The organism is Luteimonas sp. TWI596 (assembly GCF_039674105.1).
GTDB lineage: Bacteria > Pseudomonadota > Gammaproteobacteria > Xanthomonadales > Xanthomonadaceae > Luteimonas.
This window is the reverse complement of the sequence record NZ_JBDJMU010000006.1, coordinates 15,159-35,380: the sequence shown is the minus strand read 5'-3', so window position 1 is coordinate 35,380 and position 20,222 is coordinate 15,159. Positions and strand designations below refer to the sequence as shown.

The window sequence follows — 20,222 nt, the reverse complement described above, 5'->3', positions numbered from 1 at the left end:
ATCGTTCTGCGCCCGCGGCATCGTGTCGCATTGGCACCCCGCCGGTTCGCCCCAACGTGCTGTGGACCGGACGCAGCCGCTTGCATCGCGACGCCGCCGACGCAGGGTCTCCTTGGACAGCTCTCCCTGCCTGTTGTGTCCACGAGCTGCCCATCCCCGCGAAGGAGACACCCATGGCATTTGCGACCACCAATCCCTACACCGGCGAGACCGTCAAGACGTTCGAGGAGGCCACGCCGGCTGAGATCGACGCGGCCGTCGGCCGCGCGCACGCCGCGTTCCTGCGCTGGCGCGAGACCTCGTTCGAGCAGCGTGCGCAGGTGTTGCGCCGCGCCGCCGAGCTGCTGCGCGCCGAGCCGCGTGCGTTCGCGCAGATCCTGACCCTGGAGATGGGCAAGCTGATCGGCGAGGCCGAGGCCGAAGTCGAGCTGTGCGCCAAGATCCTTGACTACTACGTCCAGCACGGCGCCAAGGCGATGGGCCCGCGCTACCTGCCCGCCGAGGGCTTCGGCGAGACCGACGTGCAGTTGGTCAAGGAGCCGCTGGGCGTGCTGTTCGCGGTGGAGCCGTGGAACTTCCCGTTCTACCAGGTGATCCGCATCACCGCGCCGCAGATGACCGCGGGCAACGCGATCGTGCTCAAGCACGCGGCCAATGTGCCGCAGTCGGCACTGGCGATGGCGCAGTTGTTCCGCGACGCGGGCGCGCCGGACGGGCTGCTGACCAATCTGTTCGTCTCGCATGACAACGTCGAGCGCGTGGTTGCCGACCCGCGCGTGCGCGGTGTGGCGCTGACCGGCAGCGAGCGTGCGGGCTCGGCGGTGGCGGCGCTGGCGGGCAAGTACATGAAGAAGAGCACGCTGGAACTGGGCGGCGCCGATGCGTTCATCGTGCTGTCGGATGCCGACGTGGCACAAGCCGCGAAGTGGGCGGTGTTCGGCCGCCACTGGAACGCCGGCCAGGTGTGCGTGTCGTCCAAGCGCATCATCGTCGAGGCGCCGGTGTACGAGCAGTTCCTCGAGCACTACCGCGCCGGCGTGGCCGCGCTGCAGGCCGGTGACCCGATGGACCCGGCCACGACGTTGGCGCCGCTGTCCTCGCAGAGCGCGCGCGACGGGCTGGCGCGGCAGGTCGAAGAAGCGATCGCCAACGGCGCCAAGGCCGAGACGCTGGGTGCGCCGGTGCCCACGCAGGGGGCGTTCTACCAGCCGACGCTGCTGACCGGCATCACCGGCGACAACCCGGCCTATCGCACCGAGTTCTTCGGACCGGTGAGCCAGGTCTACCGCGTGGCTGACGAGGACGCGGCGATCCAGCTGGCGAACGACTCGCCCTACGGCCTGGGCGGTTCGGTCTTCAGCCAGGACACCGAGCGTGCCAAGCGCGTGGCCGCGCGGCTGGAGACCGGCATGGTCTACATCAACCAGCCCACCGGCGTGAAGGCCGATATCCCGTTCGGTGGGGTCAAGAACTCGGGGTACGGCCATGAGTTGATCGACCTGGGATTGACGGAGTTCGTCAATGAGAAGGTCGTCGTGGTGACGGACATCCACGGGTCGTTCTGAGGCACGCTCGCCCCCACCCCAGCCCTCCCCCGCGTGCGGGGGAGGGAGTGGATAGGCGCGCTGATGGCGGATAGCCGCGGGTGTTCTGACGACGACTTCGTTGGGGGCATTAGTCGTCCTCGTCGTCCGAGGACGGCGGCATGCCGCGGTCGGGCTGCGGGGGGATGTCGTCGCCGCCCTGGTCGCTCGGCGGCACGATTTCGCCGTAGTAATAGCCGCTCTTGTCCTTGTAGACCGTGCCCGCGCCGTCGTCGGTGCTCGGTTCAAAGTGATCCAGGCGCACGACGACGGCGCCGGCCAGGACATACAGGTCCGGGTTGGTGTTTTTGGGGTTGAGGTACGACTTCCACTTCGCGATGCCTTTCTGCTTCTCGCTGTGCCGTTCGCTGATCGCGCTGTTGCGGGCGGTGGTGGCCTTCTTGTTGGTGTCGATGATCGGCATTGCCTTGCTCCTGCCTGGATGACAAGCCCAGCCTGCAACCGGCCGCCTGCCAGGCCCATCGGACCGATGCTGATTCCGGCCGGGCCGCTGAGCTGAGTTCTGCTGCAACGCGGCGATGCCCAGCGCCCCGCGGCGCCTTTGCTCATGCGGCATCGCGCAATGGCGACGAATCGCGCCTGCTTCCTGCCCGGTTACAGCCGCTGCATCAGCGCGGGAATCTCGTCGCCGATTTCGCGGGCGAGGAAACCGACCAGGCCCCGCCGCCGCGAGAGCCGTGCGCCCGCGCGGGCATGCAGGTGCACGCCCCAGGCGGCAGCCTGTTCGGGCGCCGCGCCGCGCGCGAGAAGACCGGCGATGAGACCGGAGAGGACATCGCCCGAGCCCGATGTGCCGAGACCTGCGCTGCCGGTGGTGTTGCTCCAGATGCGGCCGTCGGGCGCGGCAATGGTGGTGGTCGGGCCCTTGAGCACCAGCACCACGTTCCAGTCGCGTGCGTGATCGCGGGCGACGGCCTGCGCGTCGGCGGAAATCGCGTCGGCATCGGTGTCCAGCATGCCGGCCATCTCACCGAGATGCGGGGTCATGATCGTGGCGCCCTGCCCGGCCCGTCGCCGCACTGCGCGCACGACGTCGGACTGCAAGGCACCCGCGTCGAGCACGACCGGGCATGCCGCCGCCTCGAGCACCGCCGCGACGACGCGTCGCGTGGCCGTGGTGCAGTCCATGCCGGGGCCGACCAGCACCGCGCCTGCGCTGCGGGCTGCGTCGACGACGTCGCGGCCGAGGTCGCGGATCGCGCCGTGCCGGGTGCCCGGCAGCCCCATGACCTTGGCCTCGGGCATTGCGATCGCCAGCGGCAGCGCGGCCTCGGCGACGGTCGCTACCTGCAGTTTGCCCGCGCCGGCACGCAGCGCCGCCAGACCGGCCAGCAGCACGGCACCTGGCACCTGCACACTGCCGCCGATCGCCAGCACGCGGCCGCGGTCCTCCTTGCTCTCGCCAGCCGAAGGGTCCGGCAACGGCCAGGCACGCAGCAGCGGCGCAGTCAGCCGGCGCACGGCAGGCCGGCGCGGCGTGCGTGCGGTCATTTTGGTCCGGCCGGGGTGTCGGCCGCGTCGGTCACCGGCGCCCCACCCGCCTCGACCGGCAGCGCGAAGTTCGCGACCTTCAGCTCGAAGCGGGCGTCGCGCCAGTTGCGGTCGAGTGCGTACTCGGTGATCGAACAGTTGGGCACGTCGGCCTCGCGGTCGATGGCGAGGATCTGCTGTTCGTCCATGCACTCGAGCAGATAGCGGAAGCAGTTGACGATGACCTGATGGGCGACGATCAGCACGCGCTCGCCGACATGGTCGCGGCGCAACACCTCGGTCACGCTGCGCAGGCGCAGCAGCACGTCGCACCAGCTTTCGCCGCCTGGCGGGCGGAAGTAGAACTTGCCGACCTGCGCGCGCTGCGCCGCCAGCTCCGGGAACGTGGCCTGGATGCCGGCCACGGTGTAGCGGTCGAGAATGCCGAACTCCTTCTCGCGCAGGCGCTCGTCGACGCCGATGTCGGCGCGATCGATGCACAGTGCATCGGCCACCGCATGGATGGTCTGCTGGGCGCGGACGAACGGCGAGGTCAGCAGCACGTTGGGGCGTTCGTCGGCCGGCAGCTCGGCGAACCAGGCGGCCAGCGCTTCGGACTGGCGATGTCCGAGGTCCGAGAGCGGGGTGTCGGCGTCGCGGGTCTCGATGTCGATCAGATGGGTCTGTGCGAGCTCGGCCTCATCGCGCGCGACATTGCCGGCACTTTGTCCATGCCGCACGATCCACAGCCGGTCAGGCCAATCGGTGTGACGGAGCCGCGCCATCGCTCAGCGCTCCGCGCGGCGTGCGCCGCGGGCAAGGGGCGAAGCCGACGTGAGGCGGTTGGCCCACACTGCGATCGGGACGCGGCCGAGGCCGCAGGCGCGCATCATCATGCAAATCTCCGTTGTGTGGCACCGCAGGATCGCCAGCGAATCGTCAAGGAGGCGCGAATCCGCGTGTGGGCGGAGGCCGCCCCCACCCCAGCCCTCCCCCGCATGCGGGGGAGGGAGTGATGCTGCGTGCGGTGGGCGTCAGGTGGGTGGCTGTCGCGCCAGCGGGGCGTGCTCGGCCATCAGCGCGATGATCCAGTCGATGAACACCCGCACCTTCGCGCTGACGTGGCGATTGGGCGGGAATGCGATGTGCATCGGCATCGGATCGAGTTGCCAGTCCTCGAACAGGCGCACCAGGGCGCCGCTCGCCGCCGGGGCTTTGGCCATGTAGTCGGGCAGCCACAGCACGCCCAGACCGGCGAGGCCGGCGGCGAGGTAGGCATTGCCGTCGTCGAGTGCGACCACGTAGCGCCCTTGCGCCTGCAGGTGTTCGTCGCCGCGGCGCATCGCATACGGCAGCGCCCTGCCGGTGCGCGCCCACAGGAAGCCGACGATGCGGTGCGCGCTGTCCTCGAGCTCGCGCGGATGCGCCGGCAGGCCCATGCGTTGCAAGTACGCGGGCGCGGCGTACACACCGAGCTGCAGGTCGCCGACGTGCCGCGCGATCAGGGACTGGTCGGTGATCGTGCCACCGCGCACCACGCAATCGACGTGTTCGCCGATCAGGTCGACGCGGCGGTCGCTGACGCCGAGGTCGAGCTGGATGTCCGGGTAGCGGGCATGGAACTGCGGCAGCGCGGGCACCAGCACCAACTGCGCGAACGGGCTGGGCACGTCCACGCGCAGCCGCCCGCGCGGCGCGGCGACGGCGCTCGACAGGCTGGTCTCGGCATCATCCATGTCGGCCAGCAATTGCACCACGCGGTCGTAATAGGCGGCGCCATCGGCAGTCACATTGACCTGGCGCGTGGTGCGGTTGAGCAACCGCACCCGCAGCCGCGCCTCCAACTGCTGGACCAACTGCGTCACTGTCGTGCGGCTCATGTGCAGCGTGGCCGCGGCCTTGGTGAAGCTGCCGGTCTCCACCACGCGCGCGAAGGCCTGCATCGCATCGAAACGGTCCATCGGGCGTCCCACAGAAAGGATTGTCCGGATTCTACGAACAGTGCTGGACAGCGCAGCGCGTTTATCCCGCCGCCGGCGGCCACCACACTGGGGTCTGTCCTGTTCTGGAAGGTGCACCGCCATGACCGCACGCGATGTCGTGTTTCCCGCTAACCGCCATGCGCTGTACGAGCGCCATCGTTACTCGCCGGCAGTCCGCGCCGACGGCCTGCTGTTCGTCTCCGGTCAAGTCGGCAGCCGCGAGGACGGATCGCCGGAGCCGGACTTCGAACGCCAGGTGCACCGGGCGTTCGAGAACCTCAATGCGGTACTCGATGCCGCCGGCTGCACATTCGACGACGTGATTGATGTGACGTTCTTCGTCGTCGACCCGGCGACCCGCTTCGAGCAGGCGTGGGCGATCGTGCCCGAGTACTGGGGACAGGCGCCGTTCCCGACTGCGACCGTGGTCGGTGTGACCTGGCTGGCCGGCTTCGATTTCGAGATCAAGGTGGTCGCCAAGCTCCCGCGCGACGCGGGCTGAGCCGCCACGGCGCAATCAAGGCAATCGGCAGGACGGGCCCCGCAGGCCCCGTCCGTCATCGTGTGTGAAGCGCCGTCAGCCGGCGGGCGGCGGTGATGCCGGCGCAGGCGCGTCGGCAGATGGGGGCTCCGCGGGCGCGGAGGTTGCGGCCGGGGCCGTGGCCGCCGCTGCCCCGGTCGGCACGATCCGCCAGATGGTGTTGGCCAGGTCATCGGCGACCAGCAGCGCGCCGCGCGGGTCCACCGCCACGCCCACCGGGCGGCCACGGGCCTTGCCGTCCTCGCCGAGAAAGCCGGTCGCGAAGTCGATCGCCTCGCCCGACGGACGGCCGTCGCGGAACGGGACGAACGAGACCTTGTAGCCAACCGGCGGATCGCGGTTCCAGCTACCGTGCTGGCCGACGAACACGCCGTTGGCGAACTGCGCGCCCATCGCGGGCGACGAGAACGCCAGGCCGAGCGCGGCGACGTGCGAGCCGAGTGCGAAGTCCGGCACGATCGCGCTGGCGACCTTGTCCGGTTTCTGTGGCCGCACCCGCTCATCTACATGCTGCCCCCAGTAGCTGTAGGGCCAGCCGTAGAAGCCGCCGGGGCGCACGCTGGTCAGATAGTCGGGTACGAGCTCGTCGCCGATCTCGTCGCGTTCGTTGACCACCGCCCACAGTTGGTCCATGCCCGGCTGCATCGCCAGCGCGGTCGGGTTGCGCAGGCCGGTCGCGAAGACGCGATGGAAGCCGGTCTGCGCGTCGACCTGCCAGATCATCGCGCGGTTCTCTTCCACTGCCAGCCCGCGCTCGGTGATGTTGCTGTCCGAGCCGATGCCCACGAACAGGTAGCGACCGTCATGGCTGATCGCCAGCGACTTGGTCCAGTGGTGGTTGATCGCCGCCGGGAGCCGGGTGATCTCCTGCGGCGGCCCGGCGGCATTGACCGCGCCGGGCGTGTAGTCGAAGCGCAGCAGCGCATCCTGCGTCGCGACATAGATCGAATCGTTGCCGAAGGCCAGGCCATACGGCGCATCCAGGCCCTCGGCGAAGATCGAGCGACTCTCGTAGGCACCGTCGCCATCGCCGTCGCGCAGCAAGGTGATGCGGTTGCCGCTTTCGACTTGGGTATTGCCGCGGCCCTTGATGACGCCGGCAATGATGTCCTTGGGCGTGAGCTTGGGCGCGCGGCCGCCGCGGCCCTCGGCGACCAGGATGTCGCCGTTGGGCAGCACCAGCATCTGTCGCGGAATCTGCAGGTTGTCGGCGATCGGCGTGATCTCGTAGCCCTCGGGCACCTGCGGGCGCGCGTCGCCCCATTGCGCCGGCAGCGACACCTTCAGCGTCGGGAACAGGCCGCGCTGCGGCTTGGGCAGGTCGGGCGACGGGCCGACATAGGTCTCGTCCGGCGTACCGCTGCAGGACGCGAGCACGAACGCCAGCGCGGGCACCAGCACACGCAAGGCGGTTTTCGATCGGGAATGCCGGATGTTCATGCCACCACCTCCCGGCGGCGGAGCGTGCCGCCCAGTGCAAACCACAGGGTCGCGGCGATCGACAGCACGCACAGCGTCGACCACACCAGTGCCTGCGGCATCTTCTGCCACGCATCCATCGCGTGGATCAGCGAATTGAGAAAGCCCAGCACGCAGGTCAGCGCCAGCAGGCCGACATAGAGGAACCGAGTGCGCGTGCGCGCGGTCGGCGTGGCCAGCGAGACCAGCGCCCAGACCAGGCCAATGACCGCGAACACCATCGCGCCGACCAGCAGCCAGGACGCGAAATTGGTCCACTGGATCTCGTAGCTGCGCGCGTAGGCGATATCGGCCATCAGCGCGCCGAGAAACAGCGGGAATGCGCTGGTGACCAGCAGCATGTGCAAGGGGTGCAGCGGCCTGTGCAATGGCGCCACGACGACAGGGCGTGTGTCCATGGACGGTCTCGATGAGGGCGGGACGCGCCGCGCGCGGGCTACGCGCGGCACCGGCCATCCTCCCCGAAGCGGCGGCAAGAGCTGGTGAAACGGCCGCAATGTGGGCGCCCTGCCCGCGCCGACCACGCCCAGGCGGCCGCCACCGGCGCCTCAGGCCTCGAGATGGGCCCAGAGGGCGTCCGGGACCGGCGCCAGGGCTTCCAGCGTGGGCTTGCCGAACAGATAGCCCTGGAACAGCGGCACGCCCAGCGCCCGCAGCGCGTGGTACTCGGCGTCGCGTTCGACGCCTTCGGCGAGCACCGTGCAGCCCAGCGATTGGGCGATTCGCACCACACCGCCGATGATCGCGGCGCGGTTGGGGTCGGCGTCGACATTGCGCACCAGCGCCATATCCAGCTTGAGCAGGTCGGGCTGGAAGTCCGCCAACAGGCTCTGGCCGGCGTAGCCGGCGCCGAAATCGTCGATCGCGGTCAGAAAGCCGCGGCTGTGGTAGTCGCGGAAGATCCGGGTCAGGTGGCCGTGGTCGTGCACCTGTTCCGATTCCGCAGTCTCGAAGATCAGCTTGTCGGTCGGGAAGCCGAAGGTCTGCGCGGCGGCGAGCGTCAGACTGATGCAGGTCGCCGGCTCGTAGACGGCGTTGGGAAAGAAGTTGATCGACAGGCGCTCGCGCAGGCCAGACGCGCGGCGGTCTCGATCGCCTTGACCCGGCAGGTCTGGTCGAAGCGATAAAGCTGCTCGGGGCGCACCTGGGCGATGAGCGCCGCAGCGCCACCGCCATCCATCGACCGCACCAGCGCTTCATAGCCGAAGATCGAGCGGTCGCGCGCATCGACGATCGGCTGGAAGGCCATGCGGACATCGAAGCCGAGCGGATCGTCGGCGCCACAGCCACGACAGGGATTGGGATGGCGCGCATCGCCGAACACAGTCTGCAGGTACACGGGCGCTCCCTCGAGCCGTCGGGTCTTGCGGTGGGTCGCGGGCGCGATCGTGCCCCCGAGTCCCGTCATGCCACGTGATGCGAGCAGCGCGATCGCGCGCCTGCTCTACGCCAGACTGAAGCGCTCCCACGCACACGAACCCTGTTCACATCAGCGACCGCACACGAGTCCGGGTCACATCAGCGACCGAAACGCCGGACGCGTCCCTGTCGCCCTCCCCCGCTCGCGGGGGAGGATTGGGTGGGGCCAGGCGTCACGCGCTGGAGGGTACGCAGGCCGGCGCCCTTGCCAGCGCCACGTGCAAAAAACCACGCCAGGTCGAGCCCGGCGTGGTCTTGGGGCAGTCATACCAACGCCGTCAGGGCGTGGCGTTCGTCGCAGGCAGCAAGGTGTCGATCAGGAAGGTCATGCGCAAGGCCATGAGTTCGGGGTTGCGGAATGCGTCGCTGACGCCGTGCCCGCCCTCCTCGTTCTCGAGGAAGTACACCGGTGCGCCGACGTCGTCGAGCCGCGCCGCCAGCTTGCGGGCATGGCCCGGTCCGACGCGGTTGTCCTCGGTCGAGATCGTCACCAGGAACGGCGGATAGGTCACGCCCGCACGCACGTTCTGCATCGGCGAGTACGCGAGCATCGCCGCCGCCTCGTCGGGCTTGTCGGGATCGCCGTACTCGTTGATCCAGGCCGCGCCCATGCCCATGTGCCGCATCCGGATCAGGTCGGTCAGCGGCACATCGCTGACCACCGCACCGAACAGCTCGGGACGCTGGGTGCCCAGCGTCGCCGACAGCAGGCCGCCGTTGGACATGCCGAACACGCCGATCTTCGCCGGCACCGTGTAGCCGCTCGACACCAGTTGCTCGGCCACGGCGATGAAGTCGTCGTAGGAGCGCTGGCGCTGGGTGCGGATCGCCGCCTGGTGCCAGGCCTCGCCACGCTCGCCGCCGCCGCGCACCGCCGGAATCGCCAGCGAGCCGCCGCGGTCGAGCCACAGCTTGAAGGCCGGGCCGCCGACCGTGTGATCGAAGTAACCGGGGCGGTAGGAGATGCCGAACGCGCCGTAGCCGGTCATGAACAACGGCTGCGGGCCGGGTGCCAGTGTCTTGGGTCGCAGCAGCCAGTAGTCGACCGTGGTGCCGTCACGCGAGGTCGCGGTGCGGATCTCGGTGATGTAGCCCGCGCCGTCGAACAGGCTGCGGTCCTCGGCCAGCAGCCGCAGCGGTTGTCCGGGCCGGTACAGCGACTGCCGGCGCGGTGCGACGAACCCTTCGCGAGTCATGATCAGGTCGTCGGCCGAACTGCCGCCGCCACGCACCGACAGCGTATCGCCCGGTGCGCCGGCGATCGCTTCGTCCACGCGCCAGCCCGCCTCGCCCGGCGTCGCCAGCAGCACGCGCGGCACCAGCAGTTGGTTGACCACGAACGCCAGCTTGCCCTGGGCGCTGGCGATGTCGCTGCGGCCGCCCAGGTAATCGCCGTCGGCGGGGGTATAGATCCGAGTGACGCGCGCACCGGCCGTCGCCGGATCGGTGTTCCAAGCCAGCAGCGTCTCGGCCGGGTACGCCGTGCCTTCGACCGTGGCATCGACGCCGAGTTGCACGACCACCTGCCCGCCGACCAGCGCCTGCACGGCCATCGGCTTGAGCGCGCGCGGCAGCGGCGCTTGTTCGACGGCGCCATCCTGGCCGACGCCGAAGACTTCGAACGTCGAGTAATCGATCGCGCGCACGATCACGCCGCGGCGCTGCGCCCCTTCGCCGACCGCGAACAACTGCACGATCGCATCGGTCGGCTGGGCGGCGTAAACCTCACGCGCGCGCGCCAATGGTTCGCCGCGCTGCCACAGACGTACCGACGCCGGCCAGCCGGCCATCGTTGTCGGCGCGCCATCGGCAGTGTGTTCGACGAGCACCTGGTCGGGGCCCATCCATTCGGCGAAGGCGCGGGCCTTCGGTGTGCGGAAGCCGTCGTCGACGAAGCGCGCGGCGTCCAGATCGAACTCGCGGATCTCGACCTCGTCGCCGCCCGCCGGCGACAATCGCAGCAGGCAGCGCGCGAACGTCGGCGCGAGGCAGGCGCTGGACAGGTCGTAGGCCTGCAGCTCGAACGGCGTGCCTTCGGCCTGACGCAGTTGCCCGACATCGAGCACGGTGCGCCACGGCCCAGGTAGGCCGTCTGCGTCGCGGTCGGCGCGCTGCAGCAGGCCATAGGGATGCGCGGCGTCGCGGAAGAAGCGCAGCGCCCGCGGGCCCATCAAGGTGATGTCCGGTTCAGCGGCGCCGGTGGCGAGCGCACCGGCCAGTTCGGCCTTGACCTGGGCATAGGCGGGCATCGCGCGGATCGCGGCTTCCGAGGCCGCGGTCTTGGCGCGCGCCCACTCCAACGCGCGGGCGTCGTGCGGCGGTTCCAGCCATTGCGGATCGGCGGTCTGCGCCATCGCCGGTGCGAGGGCCGCGAGCGCCGAGAGTGCCAGCAGCCGGGCACCGGGGTGAATCCGTTGCGAGAAAGGCATGAGGTCGGTCCTGTCGAAAGACCGGCGCCCGTCACCGGGCGCCGGCCGGGGCGGGTCAGAAGCTGTAGCGCACCAGCACGCCGAAGGTCCGCGGCCGCAAGCGGTTGGCCACGCCCAGGGTCGTGCGGGCATTGAGCGCACCGTCCTCATTGGTGAGGTTTTCGCCGTAGAGGAAGGCCGACCAGCCAGCATCGGCCTCGACGCCGATGCGCGCATCGAGCATCGTGATCGCATCGCCTGGCGAACCCGCGGTCAACGCGGTCTTGCGCGCCGAGTCGTGGACCAGACCGGAACGCACCACGCCGCGCAGGTCGCTGCGGATGTCCCAGCTGTAGGCGGCCGAGGCCGACAGGCTATTGCGCGGCACGTTGTAGACGTCAGTGCCCTTGTTGAGCGGGGTGCCGGGCACGTCGGCAACGTAGGTGGCGTCGATGACCGCGCCACCGAGCTGCAGCATCAGCGATGCGGTCGGCGTGTAGACCAGGTTGAATTCGACGCCCTTGTTCTCGGTGCCCTTGGAGTTGGTCAGGCCGTTGATGGTCGAGGTGATCGGCACGCGCACCGCCACGTCCTTCCAGTCGCTGTAGAACAGCGCGCCTTCCACCAGCAGGCTGCCGTCGAGGAACAGCGACTTGGCACCGAGCTCGTAGGTGGTGATCGAGTCGGGATCGATGGTCGACGGCAACACGATGCCGTTCTGCTCGGCCAGCAGGATCGAGGAGATCGGCTGCAACTGGCCGGAGCGGAAGCCGCGCGCCGCACTGGCGTACAGCGTGGTGTCGCGCTCAGGCTTGAAGGACACCGACACGCGCGGGTTCCAGCTGTCGAAGTTCGCATTGAGCGTCGAGGTGCGCGTGGTGGAGACCGAGATCGCGTCGACGTCGTCGCTGAAGTAGCGCAGACCGCCGGTCAGTGCCCAGCGTGGATCGGGCAACTTCACCGTGACCTCGCCGAACACCGCGTAGGCGTCATTGGTCTGGCTGGACCGGCTCGGCGGCGCGCCGCCGACCTGCGAGCCGTCATTGCGCTGCGCCTTGCGCAGGTAGTAGCCCATGGTCCAGTCGACCTGGCGGTCGCCGGTGGACGACCAGCGCAATTCCTGAGTGCGCACCTGCAGGTTGATGTTGCTGACGTAGGTCGTCGTCGGGTTGAGCTTGCCGTCGTTGGCGTAATCGAGCTCGGCATCGGCGAACGAGTAGAACAGTTCCGAGCCGCCGAAGTCATAGGTGCTGACGAAGCTGGCGGTGTGCCACTTGTCGTCATTGCTGTAGAACGAGTTGGTCGTCAGGTCGTCGAGTGCGCCATTGCCGCCACCGGGCGCCTTGGATTCGTACTTCCAGTACGCCAGGTCCATGGTCCACTGGTCGACAGGCGCAAAGCGCACCTTCACCCGTCCAGTCTTCACGCGCTGTTCGTTGATGTCCTTGTTGCCGGTGACATTGTCGTCGGTCCAGCCCGAGAGCTTTTCGTCGGTGATCGCCACGCGCGCGGCCAGACGATCCTCGATCAGCGGAATGTTCACCACGCCCTTGCCGCCCCAGCCGTTGCTGCCGCCCTTGGTCGTCGAGGCCGACCCCTCGAAGGCGCCGCCGAAGGTGTTGAAGTCGGGCTTGCGGGTGAGAATGCGCACCGTGCCGCCCATCGAGCCTTCGCCAAACAGCGTGCCCTGCGGCCCCTTGAGGATCTCGACACGGTCGATGTCCCACGAGCGCGCTTCGGGATACCACGGCACGCTGACGCCGGTGAACGGGATCTCGTCGAGGTAGTAGCCGTTGTCGTTGCCGCCCAGCGAGCTGGACACGCCGCGGATCTGCACCTGGGTGAAGCCGCCGCCGTTGTCGACCGAGGCGGCACCGGGCGTCATCGTGATGATCTCCGAGACGTTGTTGATGCCGAAGGCGTCGATCTGCTCGCCGGTAATGGCCGACATCGCGATCGGCACGTCGATCTGGCGCTCGCTGCGCTTGCGCGCGGTCACAGTGACGCTGCCCAGCTCCTTGACCGTGGCGTCGTGCGAGGTGGCCTGGGCCGCGCCGTCGGCCTGGGCGTCGGTGGCGATGGCGTCGTTCGCAAGCGCATTCGCCGCGAACAGCAGGGCCGTGGCGATACCCACGCACAGCACCTGGCGAACGGGGGCGGATGGACGATGCGAAGCTCGGGCGATACGGGTCACGGCTCTCTCCTGGCGATCGGTGGGGCGCGATGTGCGCGTCGAAGACCCGCGGTGTGCGTGGCCTTCCGAAAGCCGTGACGATTGGATGAAGAAAAAGTGAAATGCGCGTGTCATGCGCATGGATCAGTAGCGTGTCTCGAACTCCACGCCCACCGTCAGCGGCCGCAGGCGCGTCGCCATGCCGCGGATGTTGCGGGCATCGTCGGCGCCCGATTCGTTGGTCAGGTTGTCGCAGTACAGGGCCAGGCTCCAGCCCGCGTCCGACTCCAATCCCACCCGGGCATTCGCCCACACGATGGCGTCGCCCGGCGTGCCCTGGGTCAACGAGACCCGGCGCGCACTGTGATAGCGCAGCCCGGCACGCGTGACGAGTTGCAGGCCGTTGCGCACATCGTAGCGATGCTCGGCCGATGCCCCCGCGGTCAGCCGCGGAATGTTGTAGACCGGCGTGCCCGGCACGATGGTCGTGCCCTCGACGCGTGCGATGTAGGCGGCATCGATCCATGCGGCCTCGAGCTGGAAGTCGGTGTCGGCGCGCGACTGCACGGTCAGCCCCAGTTCGGCCCCGCGGATGTGCGCCCCTTCCGAATTGGCCAGGCCGTTGAACACGTCAGTCACCGGCACGCGAATGGGCACGTCGCGCCAGCGGCTGTCGAACACCGCGGTCTCGAGCAGCACCCGGCGATCGTGCAGCAGCAGCTTCGCCCCGACTTCGCTGGTCAGGATGCGGTCGGCGTCGATCTTGGTCGGCAGTGCGATGCCGGCCGCCTGCGCCAGCAGCACCGAGGTCACCGGCTGCAACTGGCCGGAGCGGAAGCCCTTGGCAACGCTCGCGTAGACAGTGGCGTCCGCGGTCGGCTTCCACGACACCCCCAAGCGGGGATTCCAGCTGTGGAAGGTCTCGTCGAGCAGCGTCTGGGCATCTGTGGTCAGCGACGCGCCGCGCACACGATCCTCGAAGTAGCGCAACCCCAGGTTGACACTCCAGTCCGGCATCGGCAGCTGCAGCGTCGCGTCGCCGAAGTACGCCGCGCCGTCGTTGGTCTGCCGTGCGCGGCTGGGCGCAACGGCCCCGATCGCGGCGACATCGGCGCGGGCCGCATGCCGCCGGTAGGCACCGAGCGTCCACGACAGCGCGCCGCGACCGGTCGAGCTCCAGCGCAACTCGTCGGTCCGCAATGCGATGTCGATCGCGCTGGCGTAGGCGACGCCGGGCAGGATCTCGCCAGCCTGCTGCTGTGCGAGGTCGGCCTGGGCATGCGTGTAGACCAGCGTCGAGGCGTCGGCCTCGAAGGTGCTGACCAGGTTGGACGTGGTCCAACGCACATCGCGACCGTAGAAGTACGACGTCCGCATCGCGTCATCGGCTGCATAACCGCCGCCCGGCGCGTCGGAGTCGTAAGTCCAGTGCGCGGCGTCGAGCCGCCAGCGGTCGGTGGGCAGCGCGGACAGGCGCAGGCGGCCGGTGCGCACGTGCTGGGTATTGATGTCGCGTCGACCGTCGCGGGCGTCATCGACCCAGCCGGGCAGCGATTCGTCGGTGGCGACCGCACGCAGCGCCAGGCGTTCGACCACCAGCGGCAGATTGGCCATCAGCTTGGCACTGCGGCCGTTGCCGCCGCCGCGCACGGTCGACAGGCCCGCGGTGGCGCGCAGCGCGACGCCATCGAAGGCCGGCGCATGGGTCAGGATGCGCACCGTTCCGCCCATCGAGCCTTCGCCAAACAGCGTGCCCTGCGGGCCGCGCAGAACCTCGACGCGGTCCAGGTCGAATGCGCGCGCGTCGGGATGCCAGGGCACGGTGACGCCGGTGAACGGGATTTCGTCGATGTAGTACCCGTTGTCGTTGCCGCCCAGCGAACTCGACACCCCGCGGATCTGCACCTGGGTGAAGCCGCCGCCGACATCGACCGTCGAGGCGCCGGCCACCGAATCGATCGCCTGGGCGACATTCATGACACCGGCAGCCTCGAGCTGCGCGCCGCGCAGCGCGGTCACCGCCAATGGCACATCCAGGCTGCGCTCGCTCCGGCGCCGTGCGGTCACCTGCACTTTGCCCATATCGACCGGCGTACGCGTCGACGCCGGTGCCGGCTGCCTCGGCGGCCCCGGGACGCGCGGTGGCGCCGCCGCCGGCGCGATGGCGACGACGCCGTCCTCGCTGACGCGAAAATCGAAGCCGCTGCCGGCGAGCAATCGCCGCAAGGCATCGCGATCGTCCATCGCGCCGTGCACCCGGGGTGTCCTGGGCGCGGCGCGCAGATCGCCGATCGCCACGAACTGCCGCCCCGACTGCTCGGAGAACTGGATCAACGCATCCTCGAGCGCCTGCGGCGGCAGATCGAAGACGGTCCGCGTGGCCGCTGGCTCGGCGGCGTGCAGGGGGGCGGTCCACAGCGAAAACGCCGCCACCGCCGACAGCAGCCATCGCGCGCCCGCCCCCGACCGCAGAGCGCGGGGAACGCAGGATGCCGCCCGGCGACGGTGTGCGCTCAAGTTCTTCGGCGTCTCCCGGTCATTGCAGCGCCCGCGCGGCCGCCGCATCCGGCCCACTGTGATCGGACGTGCGCGGGTCGGGGCCGGACCGGGTCAGCACGATCCGCTTGCCATCGCGTACGACGCGCAGCGACAGCGCACGGGCGACGCTGTCGAGCCAGGCGTCCAGGTCGCCCGTCTGCCAGCGGCCGGTGACCTGCAACCGCGCCATGGCCTCGTCCTGCAGCACGATCGGGCGGGACGAGTAACGATTGAGATCGGCGACCACGTTGCGCAGCGACTCGCGCCGATAGGTCACCTTGCCGTCGAGCCAGGACAGCGTCGACGCGGGCTCGTGCGCCACGGGCGCGAGCAGCGGCCCGTCCTCGACCAGGGTGGTGCTCTGGTTCGCCGCCAGTTGCACCACCTGGTGCGCCGAACCGCCGTCGACCCGCAGGTCGGTCACCTGCACGCGGCCCTCGGTGACCGAGACGCGCTCGCCCTCGGTGCGGCGCGCGACCACGAAACGGGTGCCCAGCGCCTGCGCCATCGCGCCACCGGCGCGAACCTCGAACGGCCGCGCAGGATCCTTCGCAACCGAGAAATAGGCCTGCCCGCGGACCAGTTCCACCTGTCGCCGCTGGCTGCTGTACTGCACGACGACCTCGCTGCCGGCATCGAGATCGATGCGCGAGCCGTCGGCGAGCGTCGCCTGTCGCGGCATGCCGACGGCAGCGACCAGGTGCATCTCGGGCCCGGCGTCCGGCACATCGGCTCGCCACAGGCCCACCGTCACTGCGACCGCGGCGACGCCCGCGGCAAGCGCCGCCCAGGCGCCGGCACGGCGACCGCGGCGGCCCGCACGCGGCGTGCGCACCGACGGACGCGGCCGGAACGTGGCCTCAGTGACGGCCGGAATCGTCGCGGCGCGCGCCCCATCCCCGCCTGCCGGGACTGCGCGCGTCGCTTGCGTCTCGCGCGCGGCCTGGACGCGGCCGGGGTCGACGTCGGCGGCCGCCTCCCAGAGCAGATCGATGTCGGCGAACGCCTGCGCATGTAGCGGCGAGGCCTCCATCCAGGCATTCCAGGCGTCGACGTCGGCGTCGCTCAGGTCGTGCTCGCCCAGCCGGATGAGCCAGGTCGCGGCCTCTTCGAGCGCCTGGGCGCGGCGCGCGGCAGTGGGGTCATGCATGGTCGTCGCCTTCCGCATCGTCCCTGAGTTCGTCGAAACGCTGCTGGCACAGCGCCAACGCGCGCGCGACATGGATTCGCACCATCCGGTCGGTGAGGTTCAGACGTTCCCCCGCTTCCTTGAAACTGCATTGCTCCATCCGCACCAGGCGGAACGCCTCGGCGCACTTCTCCGGCAGCTCGGCGAGCACGGCCGGCAGCCGCTCCACCACCCGCCGGGCGCGCGCGGAGCGCTCGGGATCGGTGCCCGGGTCGGGCCACAGCTCCAGACCGTCCGGCTCGGGAAGCTCGGTGTAGGCGCGTCGCCGCAGCAGGTCGGTGGCCAGGTTCTGGGCGATCTTGAACAGCAGCGCGCGCTGGAAGCTGACGACCTGGGCATTGCCCAAGTGCAGCAGCCGGGCATAGGCCTCCTGGGCGACCTCGCGCGCGTCCTCGTAGGACCCCAGCCGATGCTGCAGCGAGCGCACGAGGGTCGTGTTGAGGTTGCGGACCAACTCGGCCGCATCGAGTGTGCCGGGGGCGCCGGGAGCAGGCCGGCCCGGCGGCGGCGCAGCGGGCGCGCCGGCCTCGGGCAAGGGCTCGATGGGATGACGGACGGACTCCATGGATGCCTGGACGAACCAGCCCTGCAAAAGTGAAATGCGTGGCCTGCATCCGGCAAACCGATGAACCCTCGCCCGCATCATGGCAAGCCGCGATGCCGCCGACAATCGCCGCCTTCTCGGCGCCCCGCCGACCACTGTCAGCGGCGGTCTCGGCCCGGCGCCGGGCGGGCCCCGCTCAGGGCTTGAACGTGAACCCGCTGCGCGCCGAATCCAGGTGCAGCGTCGGCACGGCGACATCGCCCAGCATGACGTCCAGGCCGCCGTGGCCATCGTCGACGAAGCGCAGCGCACGGGCGCCGGACTGGGTGGCGAACAGCCGGTTCAACACGGCCCAGTCGAACCGGGCCGCGGTCTCGAGTGTCGTGCCGCTGGGCGAGCGCCAGTACAGGGTCATCTCCCGGGGCACCGCGCGCGACTGGGCGATCCCCTGCCCCACCCAGGGACGCAGCATGATCTCGCGCTCGCCGTTGAAGTACTCGGTGACGACCTGGTAGAGCTCGGCATCGGAACTGGGCGGCTCGAACACCGGGGCCCAGTCGTAGCGCTGCTGGTAGTCCAGCCAAGGACGGGCCGAGGCGTCGGGCATTACCTGGGCCCGCATCTGCGCGCGCGTCACCGAGATGGTCGAAAACAGCGCGTCCGCATAGCGCGCATCGTCCTCGATCGGCTGGGCCCGGAACGTGCCGATCTGGACCTGCTGGGCGCCGTAGCGCACCCAGACCGCGACCAGGCCCTCGGGCGCGAAGCCGAACACCAGCCCGCGCATCGGGTAGTAGCTCGTGCCGAAGCGATTGAACTGCCGTGCGTAGTCCGGCACCTGACGCACGTCGATATAGGGCTGGAGCGGCTGCTCGCTGGAATCGGACTCGTTGTTGGGATAGGCCCGGTAGGCCAGCGTTTCCATCAACGCGCGCGGGAAGGCCGCATCCAGCCGGTAGAACGTGTCGTCGTAGCGGGCGTAGTAGACGATCTGTACGCCCACCGGAATGCCGCGGTCCTCGCCGGCGCCTTTGCCCGACTGGCCCCAAGTACCCGAACTGCTGCCGTAGGGCAGCGCGACCTGACGGCCGTCGAGCAGCACGACATGGCCTTCGACCGGCGTGACCAGATAGGGGTTGTCGGGATGCGACAGGTCGATGCCGAACGACGGCAGCGGCGGATCCTTCGCGTCGGCCTGGCAGCCTGCACACAAGGCGGCGGCGACGGCGAGGACGGCGGGGAACAGGCGCATCGGGGTCTCGGTGGCGGCAACGGGCGATCGCACGCCGGAGGCGGCGTGATGGACGCATCGTTGCGTCCGGCGTCGCTGCGCGCAAGCCCGGCGTGCACGCACGTGGCCTGCCCGCCGGGCCGCCGCGGCCGGCAATGCCGGCGCCCGGATACGACACGGCCCGGACGTGCCGGGCCGTGTCGTTCAGACCGCGTCCGCGATCAGGCGAACGGGTCCTGCAGCACCATCGTGTGCGCGCGGTCGGGGCCGGTGCTCACGATGCTGATCGGGCAGCCGGCCAGTTCCTCGAGCGCGCGCAGGTAGGCGCGGGCTGCGGGCGGCAGATCGTCCCATTCGGTGATGCCGTGCGTGGTTTCTTCCCAGCCCGGGAACTCGAGGTACACCGGCGTGCACTCGTCCCAGCCGGCGGCATCGAGCGGCGCGTACTCGGTGCGCTTGCCGCGGTACTCGTAGGCGATGCAGACCTTGAGCTTCTCCATGCCGTCGAGCACGTCGAGCTTGGTGATGCACAGCCCGGAGATGCCGTTGATGGCGACCGCGCGCTTGAGCGCGACGATGTCCATCCAGCCGCAGCGACGCGGGCGACCGGTCGAGGCGCCGTACTCCTGGCCGCGGTCGCGGATGCCCTGCCCGATCTCGTCGTCGAGCTCGGTCGGGAACGGGCCGCCGCCCACGCGCGTGGCATAGGCCTTGGCGATGCCCAGCACGTAGTCGATCGCATCCGCGCCCACGCCGGCGCCGGCCAGCGCGCCGCCGACGGTGGTGTTGGAACTGGTGACGTAGGGATAGGTGCCGTGGTCGATGTCCAGCAGCGCCCCCTGCGCACCCTCGAACAGCACCTTGCTGCCCTGCTTGCGCAGGTCGTGCAGGATGCCGGCGACGTCGGACTTCATCGGCTCGACGTACTCGCCGAAGGCCAGCGCCTCGTCGTAGGTCTTCTGGAAGTCCACCGCCTCCACGCCCAGGTACTGGGTCAGCACGAAGTTGTGGTAGTCGAGCGCGGTGCGCAGCTGGTCCTCGAGCTGCTTGGGATAGTGCAGGTCGGCGACGCGGATACCCCGACGGGCGACCTTGTCCTCGTACGCCGGGCCGATGCCGCGGCCGGTAGTACCGATGGCCTTGCCGCCGGCGGCCTTCTCGCGGGCCTGATCGAGAGCAATGTGGTAGGGCATGATCAGCGGCGTGGCCGGGCTAATCTTCAGCCGCGAACGCACCTCGATACCGGCAGCCTCGAGCTCGCCGATCTCCTTGATCAACGCCGCGGGGCTGAGCACCACGCCGTTGCCGATCAGGCACAGCGCATCGTCGCGCAGGATGCCCGAGGGAATGAGGTGGAGGACGGTCTTCTTGCCGCCGATGACCAGCGTATGGCCGGCGTTGTGGCCGCCCTGGAAGCGCACCACGGCGCCGATATCCTGCGTGAGCAGATCGACGATCTTGCCCTTGCCTTCGTCGCCCCATTGCGCGCCGAGCACTACGACTGACTGACCCATCTTGATGACTCCTGTTGCGTGCGGCCATCGGGGCCGCAGAGTGGGTCCGCACCTGGGACGACGCGCTGCTGCGGACCGTGCCATCGGGGCACGTCCGCCGCGCCGGACCCGGACACGGAAAAAGCCGGCA

At 69.7% G+C, this 20,222-nt stretch carries 15 protein-coding genes and 1 pseudogene; 2 read left to right on the top strand and 14 right to left on the bottom strand.

Going from position 1 to position 20,222, the window contains the following annotated elements:
* The first annotated feature begins 173 nt into the window (after positions 1-173).
* Complete coding sequence (locus ABE487_RS06280) at positions 174-1,565, top strand: NAD-dependent succinate-semialdehyde dehydrogenase (RefSeq protein WP_346451657.1); 1,392 nt, start codon at positions 174-176, stop codon at positions 1,563-1,565.
* Positions 1,566-1,674: 109 nt separating this feature from the next.
* On the opposite strand, the gene ABE487_RS06275 is transcribed toward ABE487_RS06280, so the two are convergent.
* The 4 genes from ABE487_RS06275 to ABE487_RS06260 form a co-directional block, all read right to left on the bottom strand.
* Entirely contained in the window at positions 1,675-2,007 is a 333-nt protein-coding gene (locus ABE487_RS06275; protein ID WP_346451656.1) for a hypothetical protein, read from the bottom strand.
* A 191-nt stretch (positions 2,008-2,198) separates the two neighbouring features.
* The gene (locus tag ABE487_RS06270) at positions 2,199-3,095 is read right to left on the bottom strand and encodes an NAD(P)H-hydrate dehydratase (RefSeq protein ID WP_346451654.1); all 897 of its coding nucleotides are present in this window, start codon (positions 3,093-3,095) and stop codon (positions 2,199-2,201) included.
* On the bottom strand, positions 3,092-3,859 hold the full coding sequence (locus tag ABE487_RS06265) for a histidine phosphatase family protein (RefSeq protein WP_346442150.1): 768 nt from the start codon (positions 3,857-3,859) through the stop codon (positions 3,092-3,094). Before ABE487_RS06265 ends, ABE487_RS06270 begins: the two co-directional genes overlap by 4 nt.
* A 249-nt stretch (positions 3,860-4,108) precedes the next feature.
* On the bottom strand, positions 4,109-5,035 hold the full coding sequence (locus ABE487_RS06260) for a LysR family transcriptional regulator (RefSeq protein ID WP_346442151.1): 927 nt from the start codon (positions 5,033-5,035) through the stop codon (positions 4,109-4,111).
* 121 nt (positions 5,036-5,156) lie between these two features.
* Between ABE487_RS06260 and ABE487_RS06255 the strand changes: the two genes are divergently transcribed.
* Complete coding sequence (locus ABE487_RS06255; protein ID WP_346451653.1) at positions 5,157-5,558, top strand: RidA family protein; 402 nt, start codon at positions 5,157-5,159, stop codon at positions 5,556-5,558.
* 75 nt (positions 5,559-5,633) lie between these two features.
* On the opposite strand, the gene ABE487_RS06250 is transcribed toward ABE487_RS06255, so the two are convergent.
* From ABE487_RS06250 to ABE487_RS06205, 10 genes and pseudogenes are all read right to left on the bottom strand, one after another.
* Positions 5,634-7,037, bottom strand: a complete 1,404-nt coding sequence (locus tag ABE487_RS06250; protein WP_346447418.1) for a sorbosone dehydrogenase family protein — start codon at positions 7,035-7,037, stop codon at positions 5,634-5,636.
* Positions 7,034-7,474 carry a DUF2231 domain-containing protein gene (locus tag ABE487_RS06245; RefSeq protein WP_346442154.1) on the bottom strand — a complete coding sequence of 147 codons (441 nt, stop codon included), beginning with the start codon at positions 7,472-7,474 and terminating at the stop codon, positions 7,034-7,036. The genes ABE487_RS06250 and ABE487_RS06245 overlap by 4 nt, the downstream gene beginning before the upstream one ends.
* 150 nt (positions 7,475-7,624) lie before the next feature.
* Positions 7,625-8,325 (bottom strand): annotated as a pseudogene (locus ABE487_RS06240) (EAL domain-containing protein).
* A gap of 448 nt (positions 8,326-8,773) precedes the next feature.
* A complete protein-coding gene (locus tag ABE487_RS06235) occupies positions 8,774-10,924 on the bottom strand; it encodes a prolyl oligopeptidase family serine peptidase (protein ID WP_346451651.1) in 2,151 nt (716 codons plus the stop codon).
* Between the two features lie 55 nt (positions 10,925-10,979).
* Entirely contained in the window at positions 10,980-13,097 is a 2,118-nt protein-coding gene (locus ABE487_RS06230) for a TonB-dependent receptor (protein WP_346451650.1), read from the bottom strand.
* 123 nt (positions 13,098-13,220) lie between these two features.
* The gene (locus tag ABE487_RS06225) at positions 13,221-15,509 is read right to left on the bottom strand and encodes a TonB-dependent receptor (protein WP_346451649.1); all 2,289 of its coding nucleotides are present in this window, start codon (positions 15,507-15,509) and stop codon (positions 13,221-13,223) included.
* Between the two features lie 103 nt (positions 15,510-15,612).
* Complete coding sequence (locus tag ABE487_RS06220; protein ID WP_346451648.1) at positions 15,613-16,764, bottom strand: FecR domain-containing protein; 1,152 nt, start codon at positions 16,762-16,764, stop codon at positions 15,613-15,615.
* Positions 16,757-17,368 (bottom strand): RNA polymerase sigma factor, encoded by a 612-nt coding sequence (locus ABE487_RS06215; protein ID WP_346451647.1) that lies wholly within the window; start codon positions 17,366-17,368, stop codon positions 16,757-16,759. The genes ABE487_RS06220 and ABE487_RS06215 overlap by 8 nt, the downstream gene beginning before the upstream one ends.
* A 175-nt stretch (positions 17,369-17,543) precedes the next feature.
* Entirely contained in the window at positions 17,544-18,599 is a 1,056-nt protein-coding gene (locus tag ABE487_RS06210; protein ID WP_346451646.1) for a DUF2931 family protein, read from the bottom strand.
* 200 nt (positions 18,600-18,799) lie between these two features.
* On the bottom strand, positions 18,800-20,092 hold the full coding sequence (locus ABE487_RS06205; protein WP_346442161.1) for an adenylosuccinate synthase: 1,293 nt from the start codon (positions 20,090-20,092) through the stop codon (positions 18,800-18,802).
* Positions 20,093-20,222: the final 130 nt, after the last annotated feature.